This is a genomic window from Dolomitihabitans soli, from assembly GCF_022213955.1.
Classification (GTDB): domain Bacteria; phylum Actinomycetota; class Actinomycetes; order Streptosporangiales; family Streptosporangiaceae; genus Streptosporangium_A; species Streptosporangium_A soli.
The window spans coordinates 154280-174955 of the sequence record NZ_JAKNTW010000020.1; the positions used below are offsets into that span (position 1 = coordinate 154280).

Annotated in this window: 19 protein-coding genes; 3 read left to right on the plus strand and 16 right to left on the minus strand. The window is 70.4% G+C overall.

Annotated features, from left to right (window positions below):
* Nucleotides 1-7: 7 nt before the first annotated feature.
* The 5 genes from MBA17_RS32320 to MBA17_RS32340 all read right to left on the minus strand — a co-directional run bounded on the left by MBA17_RS32320 (nucleotide 8) and on the right by MBA17_RS32340 (nucleotide 3447).
* Nucleotides 8-829, minus strand: coding sequence for a phosphoenolpyruvate hydrolase family protein (locus MBA17_RS32320; RefSeq protein WP_238500587.1), 822 nt, complete (start codon nucleotides 827-829; stop codon nucleotides 8-10).
* A complete protein-coding gene (locus tag MBA17_RS32325) occupies nucleotides 826-2055 on the minus strand; it encodes a Tm-1-like ATP-binding domain-containing protein (protein ID WP_238500588.1) in 1230 nt (409 codons plus the stop codon). Before MBA17_RS32325 ends, MBA17_RS32320 begins: the two co-directional genes overlap by 4 nt.
* Before the next feature lies 1 nt (nucleotide 2056).
* Nucleotides 2057-2425: a carboxymuconolactone decarboxylase family protein gene (locus MBA17_RS32330; RefSeq protein ID WP_238500591.1), complete on the minus strand. Its 369-nt coding sequence runs from the start codon at nucleotides 2423-2425 to the stop codon at nucleotides 2057-2059.
* Between the two features lie 8 nt (nucleotides 2426-2433).
* On the minus strand, nucleotides 2434-3183 hold the full coding sequence (locus MBA17_RS32335) for an SDR family NAD(P)-dependent oxidoreductase (protein WP_238500593.1): 750 nt from the start codon (nucleotides 3181-3183) through the stop codon (nucleotides 2434-2436).
* Between the two features lie 111 nt (nucleotides 3184-3294).
* A complete protein-coding gene (locus tag MBA17_RS32340) occupies nucleotides 3295-3447 on the minus strand; it encodes a hypothetical protein (protein WP_238500595.1) in 153 nt (50 codons plus the stop codon).
* 143 nt (nucleotides 3448-3590) lie between these two features.
* On the opposite strand from MBA17_RS32340, the gene MBA17_RS32345 reads away from it, so the two are divergent.
* From MBA17_RS32345 to MBA17_RS32355, 3 genes are all read left to right on the plus strand, one after another.
* Complete coding sequence (locus MBA17_RS32345; protein WP_238500596.1) at nucleotides 3591-3782, plus strand: GntR family transcriptional regulator; 192 nt, start codon at nucleotides 3591-3593, stop codon at nucleotides 3780-3782.
* Nucleotides 3783-3880: 98 nt separating this feature from the next.
* Entirely contained in the window at nucleotides 3881-5335 is a 1455-nt protein-coding gene (locus tag MBA17_RS32350; protein ID WP_238500600.1) for a family 43 glycosylhydrolase, read from the plus strand.
* Nucleotides 5336-5670: 335 nt separating this feature from the next.
* Entirely contained in the window at nucleotides 5671-7284 is a 1614-nt protein-coding gene (locus MBA17_RS32355) for an NAD(P)/FAD-dependent oxidoreductase (protein ID WP_238500605.1), read from the plus strand.
* 73 nt (nucleotides 7285-7357) lie between these two features.
* Here the strand turns inward: MBA17_RS32355 and MBA17_RS32360 are convergent, their stop codons facing one another.
* From MBA17_RS32360 to MBA17_RS32420, 11 genes are all read right to left on the minus strand, one after another.
* Nucleotides 7358-8692 carry an aminopeptidase P family protein gene (locus MBA17_RS32360; protein WP_238500606.1) on the minus strand — a complete coding sequence of 445 codons (1335 nt, stop codon included), beginning with the start codon at nucleotides 8690-8692 and terminating at the stop codon, nucleotides 7358-7360.
* Nucleotides 8685-9944 (minus strand): alpha/beta fold hydrolase, encoded by a 1260-nt coding sequence (locus MBA17_RS32365; protein ID WP_238500607.1) that lies wholly within the window; start codon nucleotides 9942-9944, stop codon nucleotides 8685-8687. The genes MBA17_RS32360 and MBA17_RS32365 overlap by 8 nt, the downstream gene beginning before the upstream one ends.
* Nucleotides 9941-10759 carry an ATP-binding cassette domain-containing protein gene (locus MBA17_RS49785; RefSeq protein ID WP_274386287.1) on the minus strand — a complete coding sequence of 273 codons (819 nt, stop codon included), beginning with the start codon at nucleotides 10757-10759 and terminating at the stop codon, nucleotides 9941-9943. Before MBA17_RS49785 ends, MBA17_RS32365 begins: the two co-directional genes overlap by 4 nt.
* Nucleotides 10756-11556, minus strand: a complete 801-nt coding sequence (locus MBA17_RS32385) for an ABC transporter ATP-binding protein (RefSeq protein ID WP_238500608.1) — start codon at nucleotides 11554-11556, stop codon at nucleotides 10756-10758. The genes MBA17_RS49785 and MBA17_RS32385 overlap by 4 nt, the downstream gene beginning before the upstream one ends.
* On the minus strand, nucleotides 11553-12542 hold the full coding sequence (locus tag MBA17_RS32390) for an ABC transporter permease (protein ID WP_238500610.1): 990 nt from the start codon (nucleotides 12540-12542) through the stop codon (nucleotides 11553-11555). The genes MBA17_RS32385 and MBA17_RS32390 overlap by 4 nt, the downstream gene beginning before the upstream one ends.
* Nucleotides 12542-13498 (minus strand): ABC transporter permease, encoded by a 957-nt coding sequence (locus tag MBA17_RS32395; RefSeq protein WP_238500611.1) that lies wholly within the window; start codon nucleotides 13496-13498, stop codon nucleotides 12542-12544. Before MBA17_RS32395 ends, MBA17_RS32390 begins: the two co-directional genes overlap by 1 nt.
* A gap of 9 nt (nucleotides 13499-13507) precedes the next feature.
* Entirely contained in the window at nucleotides 13508-15181 is a 1674-nt protein-coding gene (locus tag MBA17_RS32400) for an ABC transporter substrate-binding protein (RefSeq protein WP_238500612.1), read from the minus strand.
* 32 nt (nucleotides 15182-15213) lie between these two features.
* Nucleotides 15214-17067 (minus strand): glycoside hydrolase family 127 protein, encoded by a 1854-nt coding sequence (locus tag MBA17_RS32405; protein ID WP_238500613.1) that lies wholly within the window; start codon nucleotides 17065-17067, stop codon nucleotides 15214-15216.
* Nucleotides 17068-17252: 185 nt separating this feature from the next.
* On the minus strand, nucleotides 17253-18755 hold the full coding sequence (locus MBA17_RS32410; RefSeq protein WP_238500614.1) for an Ig domain-containing protein: 1503 nt from the start codon (nucleotides 18753-18755) through the stop codon (nucleotides 17253-17255).
* A 118-nt stretch (nucleotides 18756-18873) separates the two neighbouring features.
* The gene (locus MBA17_RS32415; protein WP_238500616.1) at nucleotides 18874-19776 is read right to left on the minus strand and encodes a carbohydrate ABC transporter permease; all 903 of its coding nucleotides are present in this window, start codon (nucleotides 19774-19776) and stop codon (nucleotides 18874-18876) included.
* Complete coding sequence (locus MBA17_RS32420; protein ID WP_238500617.1) at nucleotides 19773-20672, minus strand: carbohydrate ABC transporter permease; 900 nt, start codon at nucleotides 20670-20672, stop codon at nucleotides 19773-19775. The genes MBA17_RS32415 and MBA17_RS32420 overlap by 4 nt, the downstream gene beginning before the upstream one ends.
* Nucleotides 20673-20676: the final 4 nt, after the last annotated feature.

A 20676-nucleotide genomic window follows, 5' to 3' on the forward strand; every position in this document is an offset into this window, starting at 1 on the left:
TGTCTCCTCAGTTCTGCATGGTTTTGAAGGCTCGGACCTGCTCGGTGATGGCGCGTTCGGTCGGCAGCCGCTCGACCGACGAGGCGCCGAAGAAGCCGGCGACGCCTTCGGTGTGCGACAGGATGTAGGCGGCGTCCTCGGGTTCGGCGATCGGCCCGCCGTGGCAGAGGACGAGGATGTCGGGCCGTACCGCCACCGCGGCGTCGCGCATCGCCTGCACCCGCTCCGCGGCGGCCGCCAGGGTCAGGGCGGTGCTCGCGCCGATGCTGCCCTTGGTGGTCAGCCCGACGTGCGGGACCAGGACGTCGGCGCCCGCCTCGGCCATGGCTCGCGCCTGGTCCTGGTCGAAGACGTAGGGGGCGGTCACCATGTCCCGTTCGTGCGCCAGCCGTACCATCAGCACCTCCAGGTCGTAGCCCATGCCGGTCTCCTCCAGATGCTGCCGGAAGACCCCGTCGTACAGGCCAACGGTGGGGAAGTTCTGGACGCCGGCGAAGCCCATGGCGGCGAGCCGGTCGAGGAACTCGGGCATGAGCCGGAACGGGTCGGTGCCGCAGACCCCGGCGAGCACCGGGGTGTCCGCCACGACCGGCAGCACCTCGCCGGCCATCTCGACGACGATCTGGTTGGCGTCGCCGTACGGCAGCAGCCCGGCCAGCGAGCCGCGACCGGCCATCCGGTAGCGGCCGGAGTTGTAGATGATGATCAAGTCGGCGCCGCCGGCCTCGGCGCACTTGGCGGACAGGCCGGTGCCCGCGCCAGCGCCGATGATCGGCCGCCCGCCCGCGACGGTACGGCGGAGCCCGGCGAGGATGTCCTGCCTGTTCACGGGGCTCCTTCCGAGCCGGAGATCATTCGGTGCAGCCGATCCGCCATGGTGCGGCCGAAGCCGGGATCGTTGATGTGGAGGTCGAGTTCGTCGACCGTGACCCGGGAGTCGCGCACCCCGTCCGCCAGGGCCTCGAAGCAGGCGGCGTCGGCCTGCTGGTCGTAGAAGGCGGCGGTCGGGGCGTCGAGGGCGGAGACGCCGCGACGGGGGACGAACAACGCGGCCGGGCCGGTCGCGTCGCGGAGCCTGGCGGCCACCCGGCGGCCGAGTTCGCGCATCTCCTCGGCCGTGGTCCGCATCAGCGTCACCGTCGGGTTGTGCACGTACAGCAGGCGGCCCTCGAAACGCGGCGGCACCGTGTCGCGCGGGCCGAAGTTGACCATGTCCAGGGCGCCGGGGGCGACGACCTGCGGCACGCCGTTCGCGCCCGCCGCCGTGAGCCGCTCCGGGCCCGCCGACAGGACGCCGCCGACCAGGTCGTCGGCCAGTTCGGTGGTGGTGAGGTCGAGCACCCCCGCCAGCAGGCCGCTCGCCGCGAGCCCTTCCAGCGCCCGGCCGCCGGAGCCGGTGGCGTGGAAGACGAGCACCTCGTAGCCGAGCTCGTCGAGCCTCTCCCGCGCGGCGTCCACGGCGGGGGTGGTGACCCCGAACATCGACGCGGCCACCAGCGGGCGGTCGTCCCCCTCCCGGGTGGCGACCGGCCCGGCGGCGGCCATGCCGGCGACCGCCGCCGCCGCGTTCCCGAGGATCGCCCCGGACAGCCGGTTGACGCCCGCGATGTCCACGACGCTGTACATCAGCGTCACGTCCTTGACCCCGACGTAGGGGGACACGTCTCCGGACGCCATGGTCGACACGATGACCTTGGGCACGCCGATCGGCAGGTCGCGTACGGCCCGCGCCGCGATCGAGGTGCCGCCGCTGCCGCCCACCGCGAGGACGCCGTCGAGGCGGCCCGCGTCGTGCAACCCGGCCAGCACCGTGGCCGCGCCCTCCCCCATCGCGGTCACCGCGGCGCCCCGGTCGCCCGCGGCGCGCAACGCGGCGAGGTCGGTCCCCGCCGCGCGGGCCACCCGCTCGTTGCCGATGTCGGCGTCCGCCCGAGGCTCGCCCACTCCGGCGTCGACCAGGACGACCTCGCAGCCGAGGTCGCGCAGCCGGTCGCGGAGCCAGCCGTACTCCTGGCCCTTGGTGTCGAGGGTCCCGATCAGGACGACGGACGGCATCTCACGCCACACCTCTCTGCTCGAAGACCTTCTTCGCCACGTTGATCGCGTTGATGGTCCTGGGGAACCCGGCGTACTGGACGCAGTGAATGATCACTTCGATGATCTCCGCGGCGGTGAGGCCCACGTTGAGCGCCGCGTTGACGTGGCCGGTCAGCTGTGGCTCGCAGCCGCCGATGTTGACCAGCGAGGCGATGGACGCGATCTGGCGTTGCCGGAGATCCAGCCCGGGGCGCGAGTAGATCTCCCCGAAGTTGAACTCCACGCCGTAGCGCCCGATGTCGGAGCCCGGCCCGGACAACGCGTCGAGCAGCCGGTCGGCCGCGCCCTCGCCGTACACCTCGTCGTACTTCGCTCTGCCCTTCGCCATGCCGTCCATCAGATCGAGTGACCTCCGTCCTGGGGCAGGATGACGCCGGTCAGGTAGGCGGCCGACGGCAGGCAGAAGAACACGATGCTCTCCGCCAGGTCCTCAGGACTGCCCAGCGTACGGGTGGGGATCTGGGCGAGCAGCGCCTCGCGTTGTTCGGGCGTGTCACCGTCTCGGCCCGGCGTTCGCTGCGCGCCGGGGGCGATGCAGTTGACCGTGATGCCGTCGGTGGCGTACTCGATCGCGAGCGCCTTGGTCAGGCCGACCACGCCCGCCTTCGCCGCCACGTAACCGCTGGCGTGCCGGACCAGGCGTCCGCCGCGCAGCGCGGCGATGGAGGAGATGTTCACGATCCGCCCGCCGCCGCGCTCCAGCATCGCGGGGACGACCGCGCGGGTGACGTTGAAGACGCTGGTCAGGTTGACGTCGACCATCTGCCGCCACTCCGCCGCGGTCATCTCGTGGAACCGCCTGACCATGCCGCCGCCGGCGTTGTTGACCAGGATGTCGATCCCGCCCCAGGCCGCGCGCACCTCCTCGATCGCGTTCTCGGTCGCGTCCAGGTCGGTGATGTCCGCCTTGACCTCCAGCGCCGCACGCCCGGTCTCCCGTACGGCGGCGCCGAACCGTTCCAGTCCGTCGGCGGCCACGTCGAGGCCCGCGACGTCGCAGCCCTCCTTGGCGAGAACCTGGGCGAACACCTTGCCCATGGCCCCGCCCGCGCCCGTGACGACCGCTTTCCTGCCTGCCAATCGCATGTGCGGTGAACCTTTCAGTCGGGTACCCCGGCGGTCACGCCCTGGATGAAGTGCCGCTGGAAGACGAGATCGAGGACGAGATCGAGGAGGATGATGTGGACGCGTCCGGCATCAGCCGCGGGCGCTCGGCGTGGCCGCGGCGGCCGGGCCGCCGGCTCGGGCGGTGGAGCGCGGTTTCCACGCCCGGCGGGGGACGGTCTCGTCGACGCCGCGGGGCCGGTCGAGGAACGCGCAGGTGAGGTCGCAGGGAGACAGGCTGGGCATGATCCTGACCACTTCCCTTCGCAGCCGATCGTCGATGTGAATCGATTTAAGAGGCCGCTCGACAGGAGGTGGGGCGACCGTACAGCGATCTCGCGCGATCGGTCAACCGATTGACCAATGCCGGTTTTGCGTCGTACCGTCCCATGTCATGGAACACGCGCCGCCCAGCCGGCGAGACGCGGAGCACCATCGCCGAGCACGCGGCGGTGCCGGCCGCGATCGAGGAACACTCACCGGCGGCGGCCATGCGCGCCCACCTGGACGCCGCCGGCGACCGGCTGCCCCGCTCGCCGCGGGACGACCCGGATCAGTCCGGCGGCGGTGCAAACGGTTGATCGCCGTTGACTGGGGGAACCCGCGTCGGTCACTATCTGGAAGTCGCATGACAAATGATGTTGACGGGGATGCGGTCACCTAGTTCGGAGGAACGCCGATGCTCCGGTCACCTTTACGTACGGCCTGCGCCGCCTTGGCCCTCGGCCTGATCGTCGCCCTGGGAGCCGGTCCGACGGCCGCCGCCGCGGTCGAGCCGCCGGCGGACGGAGCCCGCGCCGCACTGGCGTCGTCGTTCCGGAACCCGGTGAATCCGAGTGCCGACCCGAGCCTGATGTACCACGCGGGCAACTACTACGTGGCCACCACCCGCGGCGACCGGATCGGGATCTGGAAGTCGCCCAGCCTGGCCACCCTGCTCGCCGCACCCGAGCAGGTGGTCTGGCGCGACAGTGACACCAGCCGCAACACGCAGATGTGGGCGCCGGCCTTCCGCCACGTGGGCTCGCGCTGGTACGTCTACTACACCGCCTCCGACGGGGTCGACGCCAACCACCGGATGTACGTGCTGGAGTCGGCCGGGGACGATCCGATGGGCCCCTACAGCTTCAAGGCCAAGATCGCCGACTTCGGCGAGTACGCCATCGACGGCGAGCCGATCACCCACAACGGGCAGTCGTACTTCGTCTGGACCGGCCCCGGTCGTGGCCAGGGCGGCCCGGCGCAGCTCTACATCGCCCGGATGAGCAACGCGTGGACGGTGACGGGCGGCCGGGTCGCCATCACCGCGAGCGGCGGCTGCGGCGAGGTGCGGGAGGGACCGACACCGCTGTACCGCAACGGAAGGACCTTTCTCACCTACTCCACCTGTGACACCGGCAAACCGGACTACCAGCTGTGGATGAAGAGCATCGCGAACGGCGCGGACCCGATGACAGCGGCCAACTGGACGCAGCACGCCGGGCCGGTGTTCTCCCGGAACGACGCGACCGGCGTGTGGGGTCCGGGGCACCATTCGTTCTTCCGCTCACCGGACGGCACCGAGGACTGGATCGCCTACCACGGCAAGAACACCAGCACCAACACCTACTCCTTCCGCACCACCCGGGTCCAGAGGTTCGGCTGGAACCCCGACGGCACACCGAACTTCGGCCGTCCTCTCGCCGCCGGCGCCACCCAGCAACTGCCCTCCGGCGATCCCGGCGCGCCCACCTCCGTCATCAACGACTTCGACCAGGGCACCGGCCAGAACCAGGTCGAGTACGGCGGGTCGTGGCTGTCCGGCTCCGGCTGCGGCAACCAGTGCTTCTGGAGCAACGACCACTGGAGCGGCCAGCAGGGCGCGACCGCGACGATCCGTTTCACCGGCACGCGGGTCGCGTTGCTGAGCGTGCGCGACGTCGGCAACGGCATCGCCGGCATCTCCATCGACGGCGGCCCGGAGCAGCGGGTCGACTACTACAGCGGCATCCGGGTCGGCGAGCAGCTGAACTACCTGAGCCCCGTGCTGCCGCCCGGCGCGCACACGCTGCGGGTCCGCGTCACCGGCGACCGGAACCCCGCCTCCGGCAGCACCGTGATCAGTCTCGACCGCATCGAGGTGTACGGGGGCTGAGACGCCCCTTCCTACCGGTGAACGTCCGACAACCCCGGCTTCCACGGTCACGTGCGAGCCGGGGCCCGTCGTCAGGGCAGGGACGTTCACGGGTGGGAGGATCCCCGAACCTCCCACCCCGTGAGCCGGGAGCGTCAGGCCACGACGAGAGACTCGGCCGTGAACGGGCGGCCGGAGACGATCGCGGAGACGAAGCCGCCGGACCCGCCGAACCCGGGCTACGATCGTCGTTGACAATGAATCATGTATTACCTACTTTTTAAGTAGGTAATACATGCATGCACGCCTGCCATACCGGATCGACCTCCGCGCCTCCCAGACGAAAGGCACGATCGATGCCCGTCGAATCCCGCACCACGGGCGCGACCCAGCACCGGGCCGCCCCGATCGGCCCGCCCGGCACGCGCCGGGAACGGCGGACGGGCCGGAGTGCGGCGGTGGCCGTCATCGGCGCGGGCCGCACCGGCGTCCGCCTGGTGGAACGGCTCCGCGCCAACGCGCCGAAGTCGCTCCCGGGCGTCACCCTCGACATCCACCTCGTCGATCCGCACCCGCCGGACTCGGACCGGCCGCTCGACCGGCCGGACACCGGGAACGTACGCGTCCACCTGCACCGGGCGACCGCCGTGGACCTGGCCGATGTTTTCGGCAGGCAGCGGGTGGCACTGTCCACCGGCCGATTCCACGACGTCGAGACGGTGATCCTGGCACAGGGCCGCCGAGGTGTGCCGCCCACCCCGGAGGAACAGGCGCTGGACGACTTCGCCGTACGGCACGGCCTGACCTACCTGCCCACCGGAGAGCTTCGCCCGGACCTGGTGCCCGGCGGCGAGCCGGTGATCGTCCGGGGCATCGGACACGTCTTCGCCGAGCTGGTCGGGCCGCTGACCTCCGGACGTGGCGGCCGGTTCGTCCACGACCGGGACGGTGAGCTCGGTTATCTGCCGAGCGGTCGCGAACCGCTGCTGCACGTGGGATCACGCAGAGGCGTGCCGTACCACGCCGCGCCCGGCTACCCGTCGCGTGGCGCCCGGCCGCCGATTCCCCGGTTCCTCACCCCGGACCCGCCGGCACGCGGGGCGGTGGACGCCGGGCGGGGGCTCCGGACGCTGATCGCGAAGGAGCTGGCATTCGCCTACTACCACGGACTGATCACCGGGCACCCGGAGCGGGCGAGGATGGACTGGCCGGAGTTCGAGGCCGCGTTCGCCGCGGCGGAGTGGGACGACGGAGCGATGCGCGCGCTGATCAGGAACGCCGTGCCCCGGCACGCCGACCGGCTGCGTCTCGACCGGCTGGACCGCCCGCTGCACGGGATCCGGTTCGGCGACACGGCGGGGTTACAGCGGTGGATGCACGGCTATCTGACCGCCGACCTCGGCAGACGCGCCGACCCCGCGTACAGCGCCGACCTCGCCCTGATCCAGGGGATGCACGCGGTCCGGGCGGTGCTGAGCGGGCGGCCGCCGGACCCGTGGTTCGACAGCCTGTCCCGCTTCGTCGCCGACGGCCCGTCCTGGCTGCGCACGGCGGAGCTGCGCGCGCTGGCACGCGCCGGGGTGGTCACCTTCCTCGGGGCGGGTCTGCGCGCCGAACCGGACGAGGAACGCCGCGCCTGGCGGGCCCGCGGCAGCACCCTGCCCGGCGCCCTCACCGCCAGGACCCTGGTAGAGGCCCGGCCGTCCGCGCCGAGCGTGAGCCGGACCACCGATCCGCTGCTCTCCCGGCTCTGGGCGCGCGGCGAGTGCCAGGAGGAGTCCGGCCTGCTCGCCGTACGGCCGTCGGACCGCCGCCTGATCGACCGGGCGCAGGCCGTACACCCCCGGCGCTTCGCCCTGGGTCCGTGGGTGCTCGCGGGAGAACCGGCCGGACTCTCCGCACCCGCGGACACGCTGGCCAGGACCGTGCTGGCGGAGACGGGCACGGCCTGCCTCACCGTGGCCGCCTAGCCACGACCCAGGAGACGGCCGGCGCCTGTCGGGCGCCGGCGGGTCGCGCTACGGCGAGGGCTCCGGGGCCCGTTCACCTGGATTGGACGCTCACGGGCCGGGTCTGGGACATCCAGTGTTCGAGGCCGTCGGCGCCGAGCGGCAGTTCCGCGGACAGCACCTCGGCGCCGTCCCGGGTGACCAGGAGGTCGTCCTCGATGCGGACGCCGATCCCGCGCAGCTCGGGCGGAACCGTCAGGTCGTGGGCGTGGAAGTACAGGCCGGGCTCGACGGTGAGCACCATGCCGGGAGCCATGTCCGCGCCCTGGTAGGCCTCCGGGCGGGACTGGGCGCAGTCGTGCACGTCGAGGCCCAGGTGGTGCCCGATGCCGCAGATGAGGTAGCGGCGGTGGTGCTGGCCGTGCTCCGACAACGCCTCGTCCACGGAGACGGGCAGCAGCCCCCAGTCGTGCAGCCCGTGGGCGATGACCTCCATCGCGGCGTGGTGGAAGTCGGTGTAACGGTGGCCGGGAGCCACCTGGGCGAGCGCCGCCCGGTGCGCCCTCTCGACCAGGTCGTGAACCTGCCGCTGCGCCGGGGAGAACCGGCCGGACACGGGGAAGGTCCGGGTGACGTCGGCGGTGTAGTGACTGTGCACCTCCACGCCGAGATCGAGCAGCACCAGCTCGTCCGGCACGACGGGGCCGTCGCAACGCACCCAGTGGAGCGTCGCCGCGTGCTTGCCGCCGCCCACGATGCCTGCGTAGCCGGGGCCGTTGCCGTACGTCCGGGCGTGCCGGTCGAACGTGCCCTGGAGCCAGCGCTCGCCCCTGCCCTCGACGGCCGCAGGGATCTCCGCGAGAACCGCGGCGAACCCCTCGACCGTACGGTCCACGGCCGCGCGGAGCTGGCCGATCTCCCAGTCGTCCTTGATCATGCGCAGTTCGGCCAGGACACGGCGGAGTTCCTCGGGGTTCTCCGCGGCGGGCGCCTCGTCCAGCGGGCGCACCTCGATGCCCAGTGCGGCCGACCAGTCGGCGAGCGCCGGCGCGGCGCCGACCCACAACTCGCCGCGCGCGGCGTCGCCGAAGAAACCCGGATCGCCGGGGTACGCCGGGGGCGGCAGGTACAGGGTCGCGTCGCCATCGCGCAGCACGACCACCGCGGCCTCGACCGCGCAGCCGGTGAGCCAGTAGAAGTCGCTGTCGGGGCGGAAGTCGTAGGAGGTGTCGTTGCTCCGTACCGGGGCGTGCCCCGCGGCGACCGTGATCTCCCTGCCGGGCAGTGCCGCCGCGAGCCGCGCCCGGTGCGCGGCGGCTGCCCCGGGCGCGCCCGGGACGACGGGCGGTGTCCGGTCGGGCATCCCCCAGCCCTGCCCCATGTACGCGTTGAAGGCCGGGATCTCCGCCAGCTTCGGCAGGTTATTCACCTATTTCTCCTCCTCTATCGCGGACCAGCCCGGTCAGGCGGGTGAAGACGCGCTCATCGCCGAGCCCGTCGTGTTCGTACTCGTTGGTCACCCAGGCTTGGAGGTTGCCGACGTGGGCCGCCGTCTCCAGTTGCAGCCCGGCGTCCACGTACATGTCGTCGAAGTAGACGGCCGCGGCGATCGGCACCTCGTTGGCGGCCAGCCGGTCCGCGTCGTACAACGGCGGCCAGTCGTCCCGTCCCGCCAGCGCCTCCACCGCGGGGCGGAACGGCCGGAGCTCACGGATCTCCTCGAACATCCAGGGGTAGATCATTTCCCCGGTGAACAGCAACGGCCGCGCGGTCTCCGCGAAGCGCGAATCGCGTTCCCGTTCGGCCGCCGTCCAGGAGCCGCGCCCGTAGATGGCCTCCTGGAGCGCGGCGAACAGCGGATTGTCGCTGTACGACGAGCGCGCCAGCACCTGGTGCAGGAAGGCCGACGACGGTTCGCCGTCGTTGAACGCCTCGTCGAGCAGCCAGTGCATCCGCTCGTACCCGGGCTTCATCCCGAAGTCGACGCCGAGCGACTGCAGCCGGCGCACCGTGAGCACGTCGCCGTCGGGCAGCAGGACGTCGCCCTCGGCCAGCCGGTCCGCGATCCGTGCGACCGAATCCAGGTGCTGCGGGTAGCGCCGGTAGAACTCGGCGTTCTTCGCCGCGACGCGCGGATAGGTCCGCCGGTAGACCTCGGCCGCGTCCGGGGCCAGACTGGGCAGGCCACCGGTGACGTAGCACGCGCTCAGGCCCTCCGGCGCGTACGACAGGTAGGTCATCGTGAGGAACCCGCCGTAACTCTGCCCGAGCGTCGCCCAGCGGCGACCGCCGAAGACGGTTTTCCGCAGGTGCTCGGCGTCGGCCACGATCGAGTCGGCGCGGAAGCAGGCGAGATGGTCGGCGGCCTGCTCGGCGTCGTCGAATCCGCCCATCCCGCGGCCGTCGACCCGGGTGCTGCGGCCGGTGCCGCGCTGGTCGAGCAGGACGACCCGGTGGGTCAGCAGCGCCTGCCCGATCCACCCGTCCGCTTTGAGCGGGCGCGGCCCCTTCCCGCCGGGCCCGCCCTGCAGGTAGAGCAGGCAGGGCAGGTCCTCGCCGCGCCGGGCCGGGTCGACCAGCTCGCGGGCGAAGACGGAGATCGTCTGTCGGGGGTCCGCCCAGTCGAGCGGCACCCGCACCGTGTGTTCCCGCACGTGCATGCCCGGGATCGTGTAGTTCATCCGGCGGCCCTCCTTCTGCGGTCCCACTCGGGGTCGATCCGGGGGATCGCGGCCAGCAGCGTCCTGGTGTACGGGTCCGCGGGATCGGTGAAGATCTGCTCGCACGGGCCCTGCTCGACGACCCTTCCCTCGCTCATGACCGCCACCCGGTGCGCGATCTGGCGGACGACGGCGAGGTCGTGCGCGATGAAGATGTAGCTGAAGCCACTCTCCCGCTGAAGGCGCCGCAACAACTCGATCACCTGCGCCCGCACCGACACGTCGAGCGCCGAGACCGCCTCGTCGCAGATCACCAGCTTGGGGTCGACGGCGAGCGCGCGGGCGATCCCGATGCGCTGCGCCTGCCCGCCGGAGAACTGCGCGGGATAGCGCTGCGAGTGATCGGGATCGAGGCCGACCCGCTCCATCAGCTCCCTGGCGAGCGCCCGCTTTCCGCCTTTGGGCTGGATCCCCTGGTAGATGAGGGGCGCCAGCAGGATGCGCTCGACCGTGTGCCGGGGATTGAGCGAGGAGAAGGGGTCCTGGAACACCACCTGGACGTCGTTTCGGAAGCCGGCCAGCTCGGCGCCCTTCGCGCGGGTCACGTCACGGCCCTCGAACTCCAGGGTGCCCCCGGTGGGTTCCATCAGTTTGGCCACCATGCGGGCCGTCGTGGACTTGCCGCTGCCGGACTCGCCCACCACGGCCAGGGTCTCGCCGAGCCGCAGGTCGAAGCTCACCGTGTCGACGGCGGTGAACTCCGCCTTCCGCCCGAACGGGCCGCGCACGGTGAACCGCTTGGTCAGGTCCCGGGCGCGCAGCAGGGGTTCGCTCATGAAGCCACCTCGTCGTCGATCCGCGGGATGCTCTCCAGCAGCATCCGGGTGTACTCGTGTCGCGGCTCGGCGAAGATCTGCTCGGCGGTGCCGTACTCGACCTGTTCGCCCCGGCGCATCACGAGCACCCGGGCGGCGATCGTGCTGATCACCGCGAGGTCGTGGGTGACGAAGACCATCCCGGTCCCGGTCTCCCGCTGGAGTCCGGCGAGGAGGCGCAGGATCTGGGCCTGGACGGTGACGTCGAGGGCGGTGGTGGGCTCGTCGGCGATGAGCAGCGCGGGCGAGCAGACCAGCGCCATCGCGATCATGATGCGCTGGCGCTGCCCGCCGGAGAACTGGTGGGGGTAGTAGCTCGCCCGCCGCTCCGGCTCGGGGATGCCGACCTGGGTCAGCGCCTCGGTGACGATCTTCCTGGCCGCCTTCCGCGACCCTCCCCGATGGGCCCGGTACATCTCCTCGATCTGCAGGCCGACCGTGTAGTAGGGGTTCAGCGACGACAACGGGTCCTGGAAGATCATCGAAACCTGTTCGCCCCGGACGCGCCGCATCTCCCGGTCCGTCCGGCCGAGCAGTTCGACGCCGTCCAGCCGGATGCTGCCCCTGGTCACGGCCCCGCGCGGCAACAGGCCCAGGATGGCCAGGCTGGTCATCGACTTGCCCGAGCCGGACTCGCCGACGATGCCGACGGTCTCGTCCCTGCCGACCGTGAACGACACCTCCTTGACCACGTCCACCAGGCCACGCGTGGTCGGGAAGGTCACCGTGAGGCCCTCCACGACGAGCAGCTCACTCAACGGATCCTCACTCTCGGGTCGAGGCCGGTGTAGACGAGGTCGACCACGACGTTGCCCACCACCACGAACGTGGCCGCGAGCAGGGTGACGGCCATGATCACCGGCTGGTCGTTCTTGGCGATCGAGTCGGCGGCCATCTTGCCGACGCCGTTGAGGCCGAAGACGGTCTCGGTGATCAGCGCGCCGCCCAGCAGCGCGGCGAAGTCCATGCCGAAGATCGTGGTGATCGGCGTGAGCGCGGGCCGCAGCGCGTGCCGCCGCATCGTGAGGACCGGGGACAGGCCCTTGGCCCGGGCCGTCCGCATGAAGTTCTCGGCCAGCGTGTCGATGACGTTCGCCCTGGTCAACCGGGCGTAGAGGCAGGCGTACCCGGTCGCCAGGACGACCCACGGCATCAGATACGACTGGAACCACAGGACCGGGCCGTCGGAGAACGCCACGGCCGAGGGGAACGGCAGAATCTGCAGATGGACCACCAGGACGTACTGCAGGGACAGCGCGAGCACGTAGTTGGGGATGCTGGCACCGCCCAGGGCCAGGCCCATCAGGGTCCGGTCCCACCAGGTGCCCTCCTTGACCGCGCTGAGCAGGCCGGCGCCGATGCCGGCGAGCAGCCAGAGCACGGCCGCGCCGACCGCGACGGTGGCGCTGACCGGGAGCCGGTCCACGATCATCTCCCACACCGACTGGCTGGTCTGGAAGGAGTACCCGAGACAGGGCGCCGGGCAGTGGATGAGGTTCGCGCCCGACCCGTAGTCGCGCCCGGCGAACAGCCCGACCAGGAAGTCCCGGAACTGGCTGAGGAACGGCTCGTCCAACCCGAGAATCGTGCGGATCTGCACGATTCGCTCCGGCGTGCAGGTCTTCCCGCAGATCATCACCGCCGGGTCCGGCGACAGCTGGAAGAAGATCAGATACGTGAACAGGCAGACCATGAAGAGGATCAGCGCGAGCCCGGCGATCCGGCCGGCGAGATAACGGGCCATCAGGAGGCCTCCCCCGCGTCGGTGGCGGCCCGGATCCGGTCCCCGAGCACGGTGAGGGACAGCACGGTGAGGAAGAGGAAGAGCCCGGGGACCGCGAAGTACATCGGGTCCACCGCGTACCAGTTCACCGAACTGGCGATCATCTGACCCCACGAGGGGGTCGGTGGGGTGACGCCGACGCCCAGAAAGGACAGCCCCGCCTCGGTGCCGATGTAGCCGGGCACCGCCAGGGTCGTCATGACGATGAGCGAGCTGCGCAGGTTGGGCAGGATCTCCTTGAACACCAAAGCTCCGGCTCCGGCGCCCGACGCGCGGGCCGCCTCGACGAACTCCCGGTTCACCAGCGTCATCGTCTGCCCGCGCACCACCCGCGCGAGGTACGGCCAGCCGAACACGCTGATCACCACGACCAGCAGCACCGACCGGTTCCCGGCCGGCAGCGACGACAGGATGGCGATCATGAAGATCAGCGACGGGAAGGCCATCAGGAAGTCCATCACCCGGGAGATCACCTGGTCGGCCCAGCCCTGGTAGAACCCGGCGAGCATGCCGAAGACCACGCCGAGCAGGGTGGTCAGCACGGTCGCCGAGAACGCGATCAGGAACGACACGCGCGCGCCGTACATGATGCGGGCCAGGATGTCGCGGCCGTTCTGCGGCTCGACGCCGAGCCAGTGTTCGGCGCTGACGCCACCGAACGCGCCCCGCGGCAGGCCGCCGAGGTCGGAGTCGACGGCCGCCGCGTCGAAGTCGCTCGGCCCGTATCCGGTGATCGCGGTGATCAGTGGCGCGCAGATCGCCATCAGGACGACCAGGATGAGGAATCCGGTGCTGAGGACGGCGGCCCAGTCGTGCAGGAGCGCGCCCGCGATCCGGCGTCCCGCGGAGGCGGGCGCGCCGGTCGCGCCCGCCTCGGGGCCGGCCTTCGCATCGCGCGAGGGTGCGGCGGTGGTCATGGTGCGCGCCTACTTGCCCGGGGTTTTGAGACCGACGGAGACCAGGTCGATGCCGCCGGAGTACGCGTCGCTCAGATAGGCCCCGGCGATGTTGTCGCCGATGACCGTCACGTTCTTCTCGTACAGGAGGGGCACGATGGGCGCCAGCTCCATGATCTGCTTGTCCAGCTCGGCGTAGGCGGCGTTGGCGGCGTCGACGTCGGTCATCTCGGCGATCTCGTCGATCCGCTCGTTGACGGCCTTGTCGTTGATCTGGGCGAGGTTCTGGTTGCCCTTGTCGTAGATGTTCCGGCCGTCGAACAGCGGCGGCAGGAAGGTCGCGCCGGACGACCAGTCCGGGCACCAGCCGGTGAGGGCCGCGTCGTGCTGCTGCGCCGGGGTGGCGATCACCTCGTAGAAGGTGGACGTGTCGATATTGTTGATCTTGACGTTCACCTTCAGCGGCTTCAGCGCCTCCTGGATCGCGACCGCCATGCCCTGCTGGCGGGGCACCGGGCGGACGTCCAGGGTCAGGTCGAACCCGTCGGCGAGCCCGGCCTCCTCCAGCAACTGCCGCGCCTTGGCCAGGTCGGTCGGGTACGGGTCGTAGTCCACCCGGCCGACGATGGTCGGCGGCTGGATCGAGGTCGCCCTGGTCGCCAGGGCCGTCCCGCCGTCCCCGGCGACCACGGTGTCCTTGTTGATCGCGTGGTTGATCGCCTGCCGGACCCGCACGTCGCCGAGAGGCTTCTTCGTGGTGTTGAAGCTCATGTAGGTGGTGCAGCCCATGTAGGTGGACAGCGTGCGCGCCTTGAACTGCGGAGCCTGGATCCGGGCCACCGTGGCGGCCTGGATCGCGCCCGCGATGGCGTTCGCGTCGGCGCCCTGCCCCGCCAGCATGCGCTCGTCGATGGTCGCGCCGTCGAGCCCGAAGGTGATCTGGAACCGGTCCGGCTTGGCCGCGCGGACGGTGTCCGTGGCGGCCTTCCAGTGCGGGTTGCGGACCAGCTTCAGCGACGCCCCGCGCTGGTAGCTCTCCACCTTGTACGGCCCGGACGCGATCGGCTTGGCGTCGAACGCGTTGGCCGCCCCCGTGCCCTTCGGGAAGGGGACGAAGTTGGGCTGCGCGAGCGCGCTGGCGAAGTCCGCGAACGGCTTCTTCAGGTGGAACACGATCGTCTTGGGGTCCGGGGTCTCGATCGTGTCGAGGTCACCGGAGACGTAGGGGCCCTTGTAGCTTTTGGGGGCGTCGATGAGCAGCCGCGCGTACGGCGAGCCGATCCCGGCCTCCGGGTCCCAGGCGCGCGCGACGCCGAACTTCATGGCCTCGCTGGTGATCGGCGTGCCGTCCTCGAAGAAGATGTCGTCCTTGAGGGTGAACGTCCACGTCTTGTTGTCGTCGGTGGCGGTGCCGGTGGTGGTGGCGAGGTCGGGGACGATCTTCGTGCCCTCCTTGCCGGGGCCCGCGCCGAACGTCGTCAGGCCGCGGTAGATGAGCCGGTAGAAGTTGTTGACCCCGCCGTCCCAGCCCCGGACCGGATCCAGATGGGAGTAGTCAGAGGAAAGCAGGTAGTGGACGGTTCCTCCCGTGGTGGCGGGCCCCGTGGCTCCGGTGCCGGAGGCCGGGGTGGAGGCGCCGCCGCACGCGGTGAGCGCCAGGGCGCTGAGCGCCGCGCCGGCGGCGATGACTGCCGATCTTCTCATTGCGCCTTCTTTCGATGGATGAGCGCGACGGCTCACTTGTTCCTGACCCAGACGCGCATGGCCGCAGGCCGGCGGTTGCCCCAGAGGAAGTAGGGGACGAAGGTCGCCGGGACCGTCTCGCCGGGTTCCGGCTGTTCCGCCGGCAGTTCGGGGTAGAGCTCGGCAGACGGCGGCGGAGCCGTCCCGGCCGTCACCTGGAGGACGACCGCGCCCGGCAGGCCGTCCTGCCTCCCTGCGGCCGCGCCGGCGACCTGGGCGGCGGAGAGGACGAGATCGTCCACCGGTACCGGGCAGTCCTGTTGCTCGACGCAGTAGACGAGCGGCCCGCGTGCGACGCTGACCGTGCCGCGGGTGGCGTCCAGGTAGGGGTGCGAGCCGTGCGCCCTGACCGGCATCGGCAGGCGGAGCCGTAGCTCGTCGCCCGCCGCCCAGACCCGCTCGACGGTGAGCCAGCCGTCCTCGGCTTCCTCGACCGGCCGGCCGTTCACGGACGCCGTCACCGAGCGGGCCCACCCGGGGATGCGCAGCCGGACCGCGTACGGCTCGCCGGACGCCCGTTCGACGACGACGCGCACGTCGCCGTCCCAGGGGTACTCCGTCTCCATCGCCAGGGCGATCGGACCGGTCTCGATCCGCGCCCCGGCATAGGTCGTGATGTGGAGCGCGCCGTCCAGTTCGGCGGCGATGTGGTCGCCGAGCTGCGCCGTCCAGCGAACGATGTTCGGCGGGCAGCAGGCACAGCCGAACCAGGACCGGCGCAGCGCCTCGCCGCCCGTTTCCGCGCCGCTGCGCTGCTCGTGGTCGGGGCGCCGCTGCAGCGGGTTGTCGTAGAAGAACGCCTTGCCGTCCGCGGACAGGCCCACGGCGTACGCGTTGAACAGCACCCGCTCGAACACGTCGAGGTACTTCGCGCCTCCGGTCGCCTGGAACATCCGCCAGGCCCACTGCATGGTGGCGATCGCGGCGCAGGTCTCCGCGTACGCGCGCTCCGGCGGCAACTCGTAGCGGTCGCCGATCGCCTCGTCGGAGTGGCGGCTGCCGAGGCCGCCGGTGAGGTGAAGCTTGGTGGCCGTCATGTCGTCCCAGAGCCGGTCGAGCGCCTCGAACAACGAGCGGTCACCGGTCTCCCGGTAGATGTCGGCCGCGCCCGCCGCGAGGTAGGCCATCCGTACGGCGTGCCCGGTGACCGAGGGGAGTTCGCGGAACGGGAGCTGGTCCTGGAAGTACTCGGGCGGAAAGATCCGGTGCTTCAGTTTGCCCTGGCCGCGCCGGTCCACGAACAGGCCCGCCTGGACGAGGTAGGCACGGTCGCCGGTCTCCCTGAACAGCTCGACCAGGGCCATCTCGACCTCGGGGTGGCCGCAGGTGACCTCCTCCCCGCCGGGGCCGAACCGTGCCACCACCAGATCGGCGAACTTCACCGCCACCGCGAGCAGCCGCCCGTCGCCCATCCGCCGCCGTGCGGCGACCGCGGCCTGGATGAGGTGGCCCAGGTTGTAGAGCTCGTGCCCCCAGGCCAGGTCCTCCCACGGCTTTCCGGCGCACGCCGGGTCCTGGAAGTAGGAGTTCAGGTAGCCGTCCTCGGCCTGCACCCGCTCGATCTGCTCGACGACCTCGTCGAAGAACTCCGGTGCCCCGTCCGGCGCGGTGCCGGCGCCGATCTCGTACGCCAGCCCTTCGAGGGTCTTGTACAGGTCGGTGTCCAGAAACGGATAACGGCCACGGTACGGCGGAGCGTCCGCCACGAGGAGGCGCCGCAGGTTGTCCACATTGCCGGCTGAGCGCAGTTGCCCGATGGTGTGCGGAATCGTCGCCGTGCTGTTGCGGACCTGCCACTGATGCAGCAGGCCCTTGGTGACCCGCGCATTGACCTGCTCGAACGTCATGGAATCCCCGATCCGCGCCCACAGCACTTCATCTGTACTATGTAGCATTGCACTGTAGACCCGAGTAAAGAGGCAGCCAAGGGAGTCGACCGGCTAAATCGGCCTTATTTACCAGACCGTAACGCCCGGACCGAAAGCCAGGCGCCTCCCGATCCGGAGACGCCTGGCGCGGTGTATGACGCCCCTCAGCCGACGGTGATGGTGAACTGCTTCGTCAGCGGGGTACCGAGCTTGTCGTAGTCACGCAGTTGCACCGTGACGGGATAGGACCCGGCGGCGGCCGTGGTGGTGCCGCTGATCCGGCCGGTGAACCGGTCCAGGGTGAGCCCTTCGGGCAGGGCCCCGCCGGCGACCTGCCAGTCGTAGAACGGCACGCCGCCCTTGGCCCGGAGCTGCTCGGAGTAGGCCGTGCCGGCGGTGGCGTTCCGCAGCGCGGCCGTCTCGATCGACGGGGCGAGGAACGGGGTGAGCGACCGGTTCAGCTTCCAGCCGGCGTTCTCCGCCACCAGCAGGGCCAGCTTGGTCAGCTCCCACCGCCGGGTCGGGAAGACGTGGTGCCAGCCGCCGCTCTGCCCGCTGATCCGGTCCCAGTACGGCTGATCGCCCGGAATGTGGCCGCTGCCGTCGATCGGGATGGGATAGCCCTGGTAGTCGATGACCTCCTGATCGTCCCGCCCCTTGCTCTCCTTGTACTTCGCCATCCCCTCCCACCAGTCGTGATAGGCGACGGCGTGCCCGAACTCGTGCATCACCAGCCCGTGCACGTCGATGACCTCGCCGAGGTCGGACCGGTACCAGTCGTCGTCGGACAGGGAGGTGAACAGCTTCATCAACGCCTCGTCGTACTCCAGGATCGTGGAGAACGAACGGTGGTACGGCGTGGCCTCCCCGTTCCGGGTGTGCTTCTTGCCGTTGTCGGCCGGATACCCGGTGGAGTAGGGCGTCTGGATGCCGCGGAAGAACACGTAGAAGCCGTCGTACGGCTTGGCGTTGCTGGTCTTCACCTCGTTCTGCCAGTCGTCGCCCGGCAGATGACTGACCTCGTCGCCGGCGGGCACGGTGTCGAAGGGTTCGAGGTCGAAGAAGGCGAACCAGTTCCGCACGGCCGTCTCGGCGGCCTTCCGCGTGCCGGGGTCCGCGAAGTAACCGGTGATGGTGTCGTAGCGGTAGTCGAAGTCGATGGGCACGGAGGGCTCGAGTTTCCGTTTCTCGTCCTGCTGGACCCGGATCGGCAGGGTCTGCTTCACCGTCGCGCCCTTCGCGTCGGTCGTCTTCATGGTCCACTTGTGCCGCTCGTCACGGCCCGGCCCCTGCTTGGAGTGGATGGCCAGCCGTACGATCTCCCGGTCGGCGGGGCCGGTGAGGGTGAAGCTCTTGGTGGCGCCGGTCGCGGTCAGCTCGCTGGGCAGGTTGAACATCAGCCGGGAGGTGCCCTCGGCCTTCAGGTCGACCTTCAGCGGGTAGGCGACGCCCGCCACCTTCGGGGCGCGGACGGTCAGCTCGATGGAGGGATTGGCGAGGTAGCCCTGCCAGTCCACCAGCTGCACGCCGTACTCCTTGACGTTGCGGTAGAAGATGTCGAACACGTCCAGCTCGGGCGCGGCGCGTCCCTGCGCCGCCGAGGGCAGGGGCACGCTCAGCGCGAGCGCCAGCCCGGTGAGTACTACGGCGACACCGGTCTTTCTCATACGGCTCCTTCGTCGGGGAGTGGCGAGGCGATCCAGGGTTCGACGACGGCCCCGGCTCGTGCCGGGGCCGTCATGGTCGGGGAGAGCTGGAAGGTGAAGGCGCGGTCGGGGCCGCCGATCAGTTCTTGATGCCGGTGAGGGTGATTCCCTCGATGAAGTAGCGCTGCAGGAAGAAGAACAGCGCGATGATCGGCGCGATGACGGCGGCGGAGGCGGCCATCAGGTAGCCCCACTGGGTGATGAAGACGCTCTGGAACGACGCCAGGCCGAGCGAGAGCGTGTACTTGTCCTCATCGGTGAGGTAGAGCAGCGGCCCGAGGAAGTCGTTCCAGGTGCCGATGAAGGTGAAGATGGTCACCACCACGATCGCGGGCCTGGACAACGGCATGACGACGGTCCAGAAGACCCGCCAGGGTGACGCGCCGTCGATGTAGGCGGCCTCGTCCAGCTCGAACGGGATGGTCAGGAAGAACTGCCGCAGCAGGAACACGTTGAACACGCCGCCGCCCGCCCCGGCGAACCAGCTCGGCACGGTGAGCGGGATGATGCTGTCCAGCGCGCCGAGCTGCTGCCACATGGCGAACGTCGGGATGAGCGTCACGGCGTAGGGCAGCATCACCCCGCTGAGCAGCACCGCGAAGACGACGTTCCGGCCGCGCCAGCGCAGGCGGGAGAAGCTGAAGGCGGCGATGGAGCAGGTGAGCACCGTGCCGAGCACGCTGATGACCGCGATGACCACCGTGTTGACGAAGTACAGCCAGAACGGCTGCGCGGTGAGCGCCTCGGTGAAGTTCGACCACTGGAACGGCGCGGGGATCCACTCGGGCGGCGCGGTGAACATCTGCGCGTCCTGCATCAGCGCGCTGCGCACCAGCCAGACGAACGGCAGCAGCGTCGGCACCGCCCCTGCCACCAGCGCCAGGTAGAGCAGCGCCTTGCCGAACCGCCTGGGCCGGCGAAGCCCGGCGGTGGGGGCGACCCGCCCGGTGCGCGGCTTCTCCGGAGCCGCCACGGCGGTCATCGGGCGCCCGCCATCTCGTAGTAGACCCAGCGCCGCGCGTTGCGGAACATCAGGAACGTGACCACCATGATCACCATGAACAGCACCCAGGCGAGCGCGCTCGCGTAGCCCATCTCGCTCTCGTGGAAGGCCTTGCGGAACAGGTAGTAGACGTAGAAGAGCGTCGACTGGTTGGGCCCGCCCTCGGTCATGACGTACGCCTGGTTGAAGACCTGGAAGGTGCCGACCACGCCGACGACGAGGTTGTAGAAGATGGTCGGGGTCATCATCGGCAGCGTCACGTGCCAGAAGCGCCGCCACGGGCCGCCGCCGTCGATCGACACCGCCTCGTACAGGTGCCGTGGCACGCCCTGCAGCCCGGCCAGGAAGATGACCATGGTGTTGCCGAACCCCCAGGTGCTCATGATGATCAGCGAGGGGATGGCCGTGGCCTCGTCGTAGATCCACTGCGCGGTGGGCAGCCCGCCCTGGCGCAGCAGGGAGTTGAGCAGCCCGAAGTCGGGGTTGAAGATCCAGATCCACAGGACCACGTTGGCGATCGCCGGCACCAGCGTCGGCAGGTAGAAGATCGTCCGCCAGATGGACAGGCCGCGCACCCGCTGGTTGAGCAGCATGGCCACGGCGAAGGCGACGATCAGCGCGAGCGGGACCGCACCGAGGGTGTAGTACGTCGTGGCGCTGAGCGACTTCCAGAACAGCTCGTCGTCGACGAGCGCGGTGTAGTTGTCGAAGCCGACGTACGACGGGGTGCCGCCGATCTGCCAGTCGGTCAGGCTGAACAGCGCCGAGGCGACCATCGGCCCGGCGGTGAAGATCACGAATCCGAGGATCGCGGGCACGGCCATGAGCAGGCCCCAGCGGCGCTCCATACGCCGCTGGCCGGAAAGGGCGGGCACCCCG

Excerpts from the sequence above, each read along its gene's own strand:
- MBA17_RS32400 (WP_238500612.1), bottom strand. The coding sequence starts at position 15,181 with ATGAGAAGATCGGCAGTCATCGCCGCCGGCGCGGCGCTCAGCGCCCTG.
- MBA17_RS32345 (WP_238500596.1), top strand. The coding sequence starts at position 3,591 with ATGTCATGGAACACGCGCCGCCCAGCCGGCGAGACGCGGAGCACCATC.
- MBA17_RS32330 (WP_238500591.1), bottom strand. The coding sequence starts at position 2,425 with ATGGCGAAGGGCAGAGCGAAGTACGACGAGGTGTACGGCGAGGGCGCG.
- MBA17_RS32335 (WP_238500593.1), bottom strand. The coding sequence starts at position 3,183 with ATGCGATTGGCAGGCAGGAAAGCGGTCGTCACGGGCGCGGGCGGGGCC.
- MBA17_RS32405 (WP_238500613.1), bottom strand. The coding sequence starts at position 17,067 with ATGACGTTCGAGCAGGTCAATGCGCGGGTCACCAAGGGCCTGCTGCAT.
- MBA17_RS49785 (WP_274386287.1), bottom strand. The coding sequence starts at position 10,759 with ATGAGCGAACCCCTGCTGCGCGCCCGGGACCTGACCAAGCGGTTCACC.
- MBA17_RS32395 (WP_238500611.1), bottom strand. The coding sequence starts at position 13,498 with ATGACCACCGCCGCACCCTCGCGCGATGCGAAGGCCGGCCCCGAGGCG.
- MBA17_RS32350 (WP_238500600.1), top strand. The coding sequence starts at position 3,881 with ATGCTCCGGTCACCTTTACGTACGGCCTGCGCCGCCTTGGCCCTCGGC.
- MBA17_RS32355 (WP_238500605.1), top strand. The coding sequence starts at position 5,671 with ATGCCCGTCGAATCCCGCACCACGGGCGCGACCCAGCACCGGGCCGCC.
- MBA17_RS32325 (WP_238500588.1), bottom strand. The coding sequence starts at position 2,055 with ATGCCGTCCGTCGTCCTGATCGGGACCCTCGACACCAAGGGCCAGGAG.
- MBA17_RS32340 (WP_238500595.1), bottom strand. The coding sequence starts at position 3,447 with ATGCCCAGCCTGTCTCCCTGCGACCTCACCTGCGCGTTCCTCGACCGG.
- MBA17_RS32390 (WP_238500610.1), bottom strand. The coding sequence starts at position 12,542 with ATGGCCCGTTATCTCGCCGGCCGGATCGCCGGGCTCGCGCTGATCCTC.
- MBA17_RS32415 (WP_238500616.1), bottom strand. The coding sequence starts at position 19,776 with ATGACCGCCGTGGCGGCTCCGGAGAAGCCGCGCACCGGGCGGGTCGCC.
- MBA17_RS32410 (WP_238500614.1), bottom strand. The coding sequence starts at position 18,755 with ATGAGAAAGACCGGTGTCGCCGTAGTACTCACCGGGCTGGCGCTCGCG.
- MBA17_RS32365 (WP_238500607.1), bottom strand. The coding sequence starts at position 9,944 with ATGAACTACACGATCCCGGGCATGCACGTGCGGGAACACACGGTGCGG.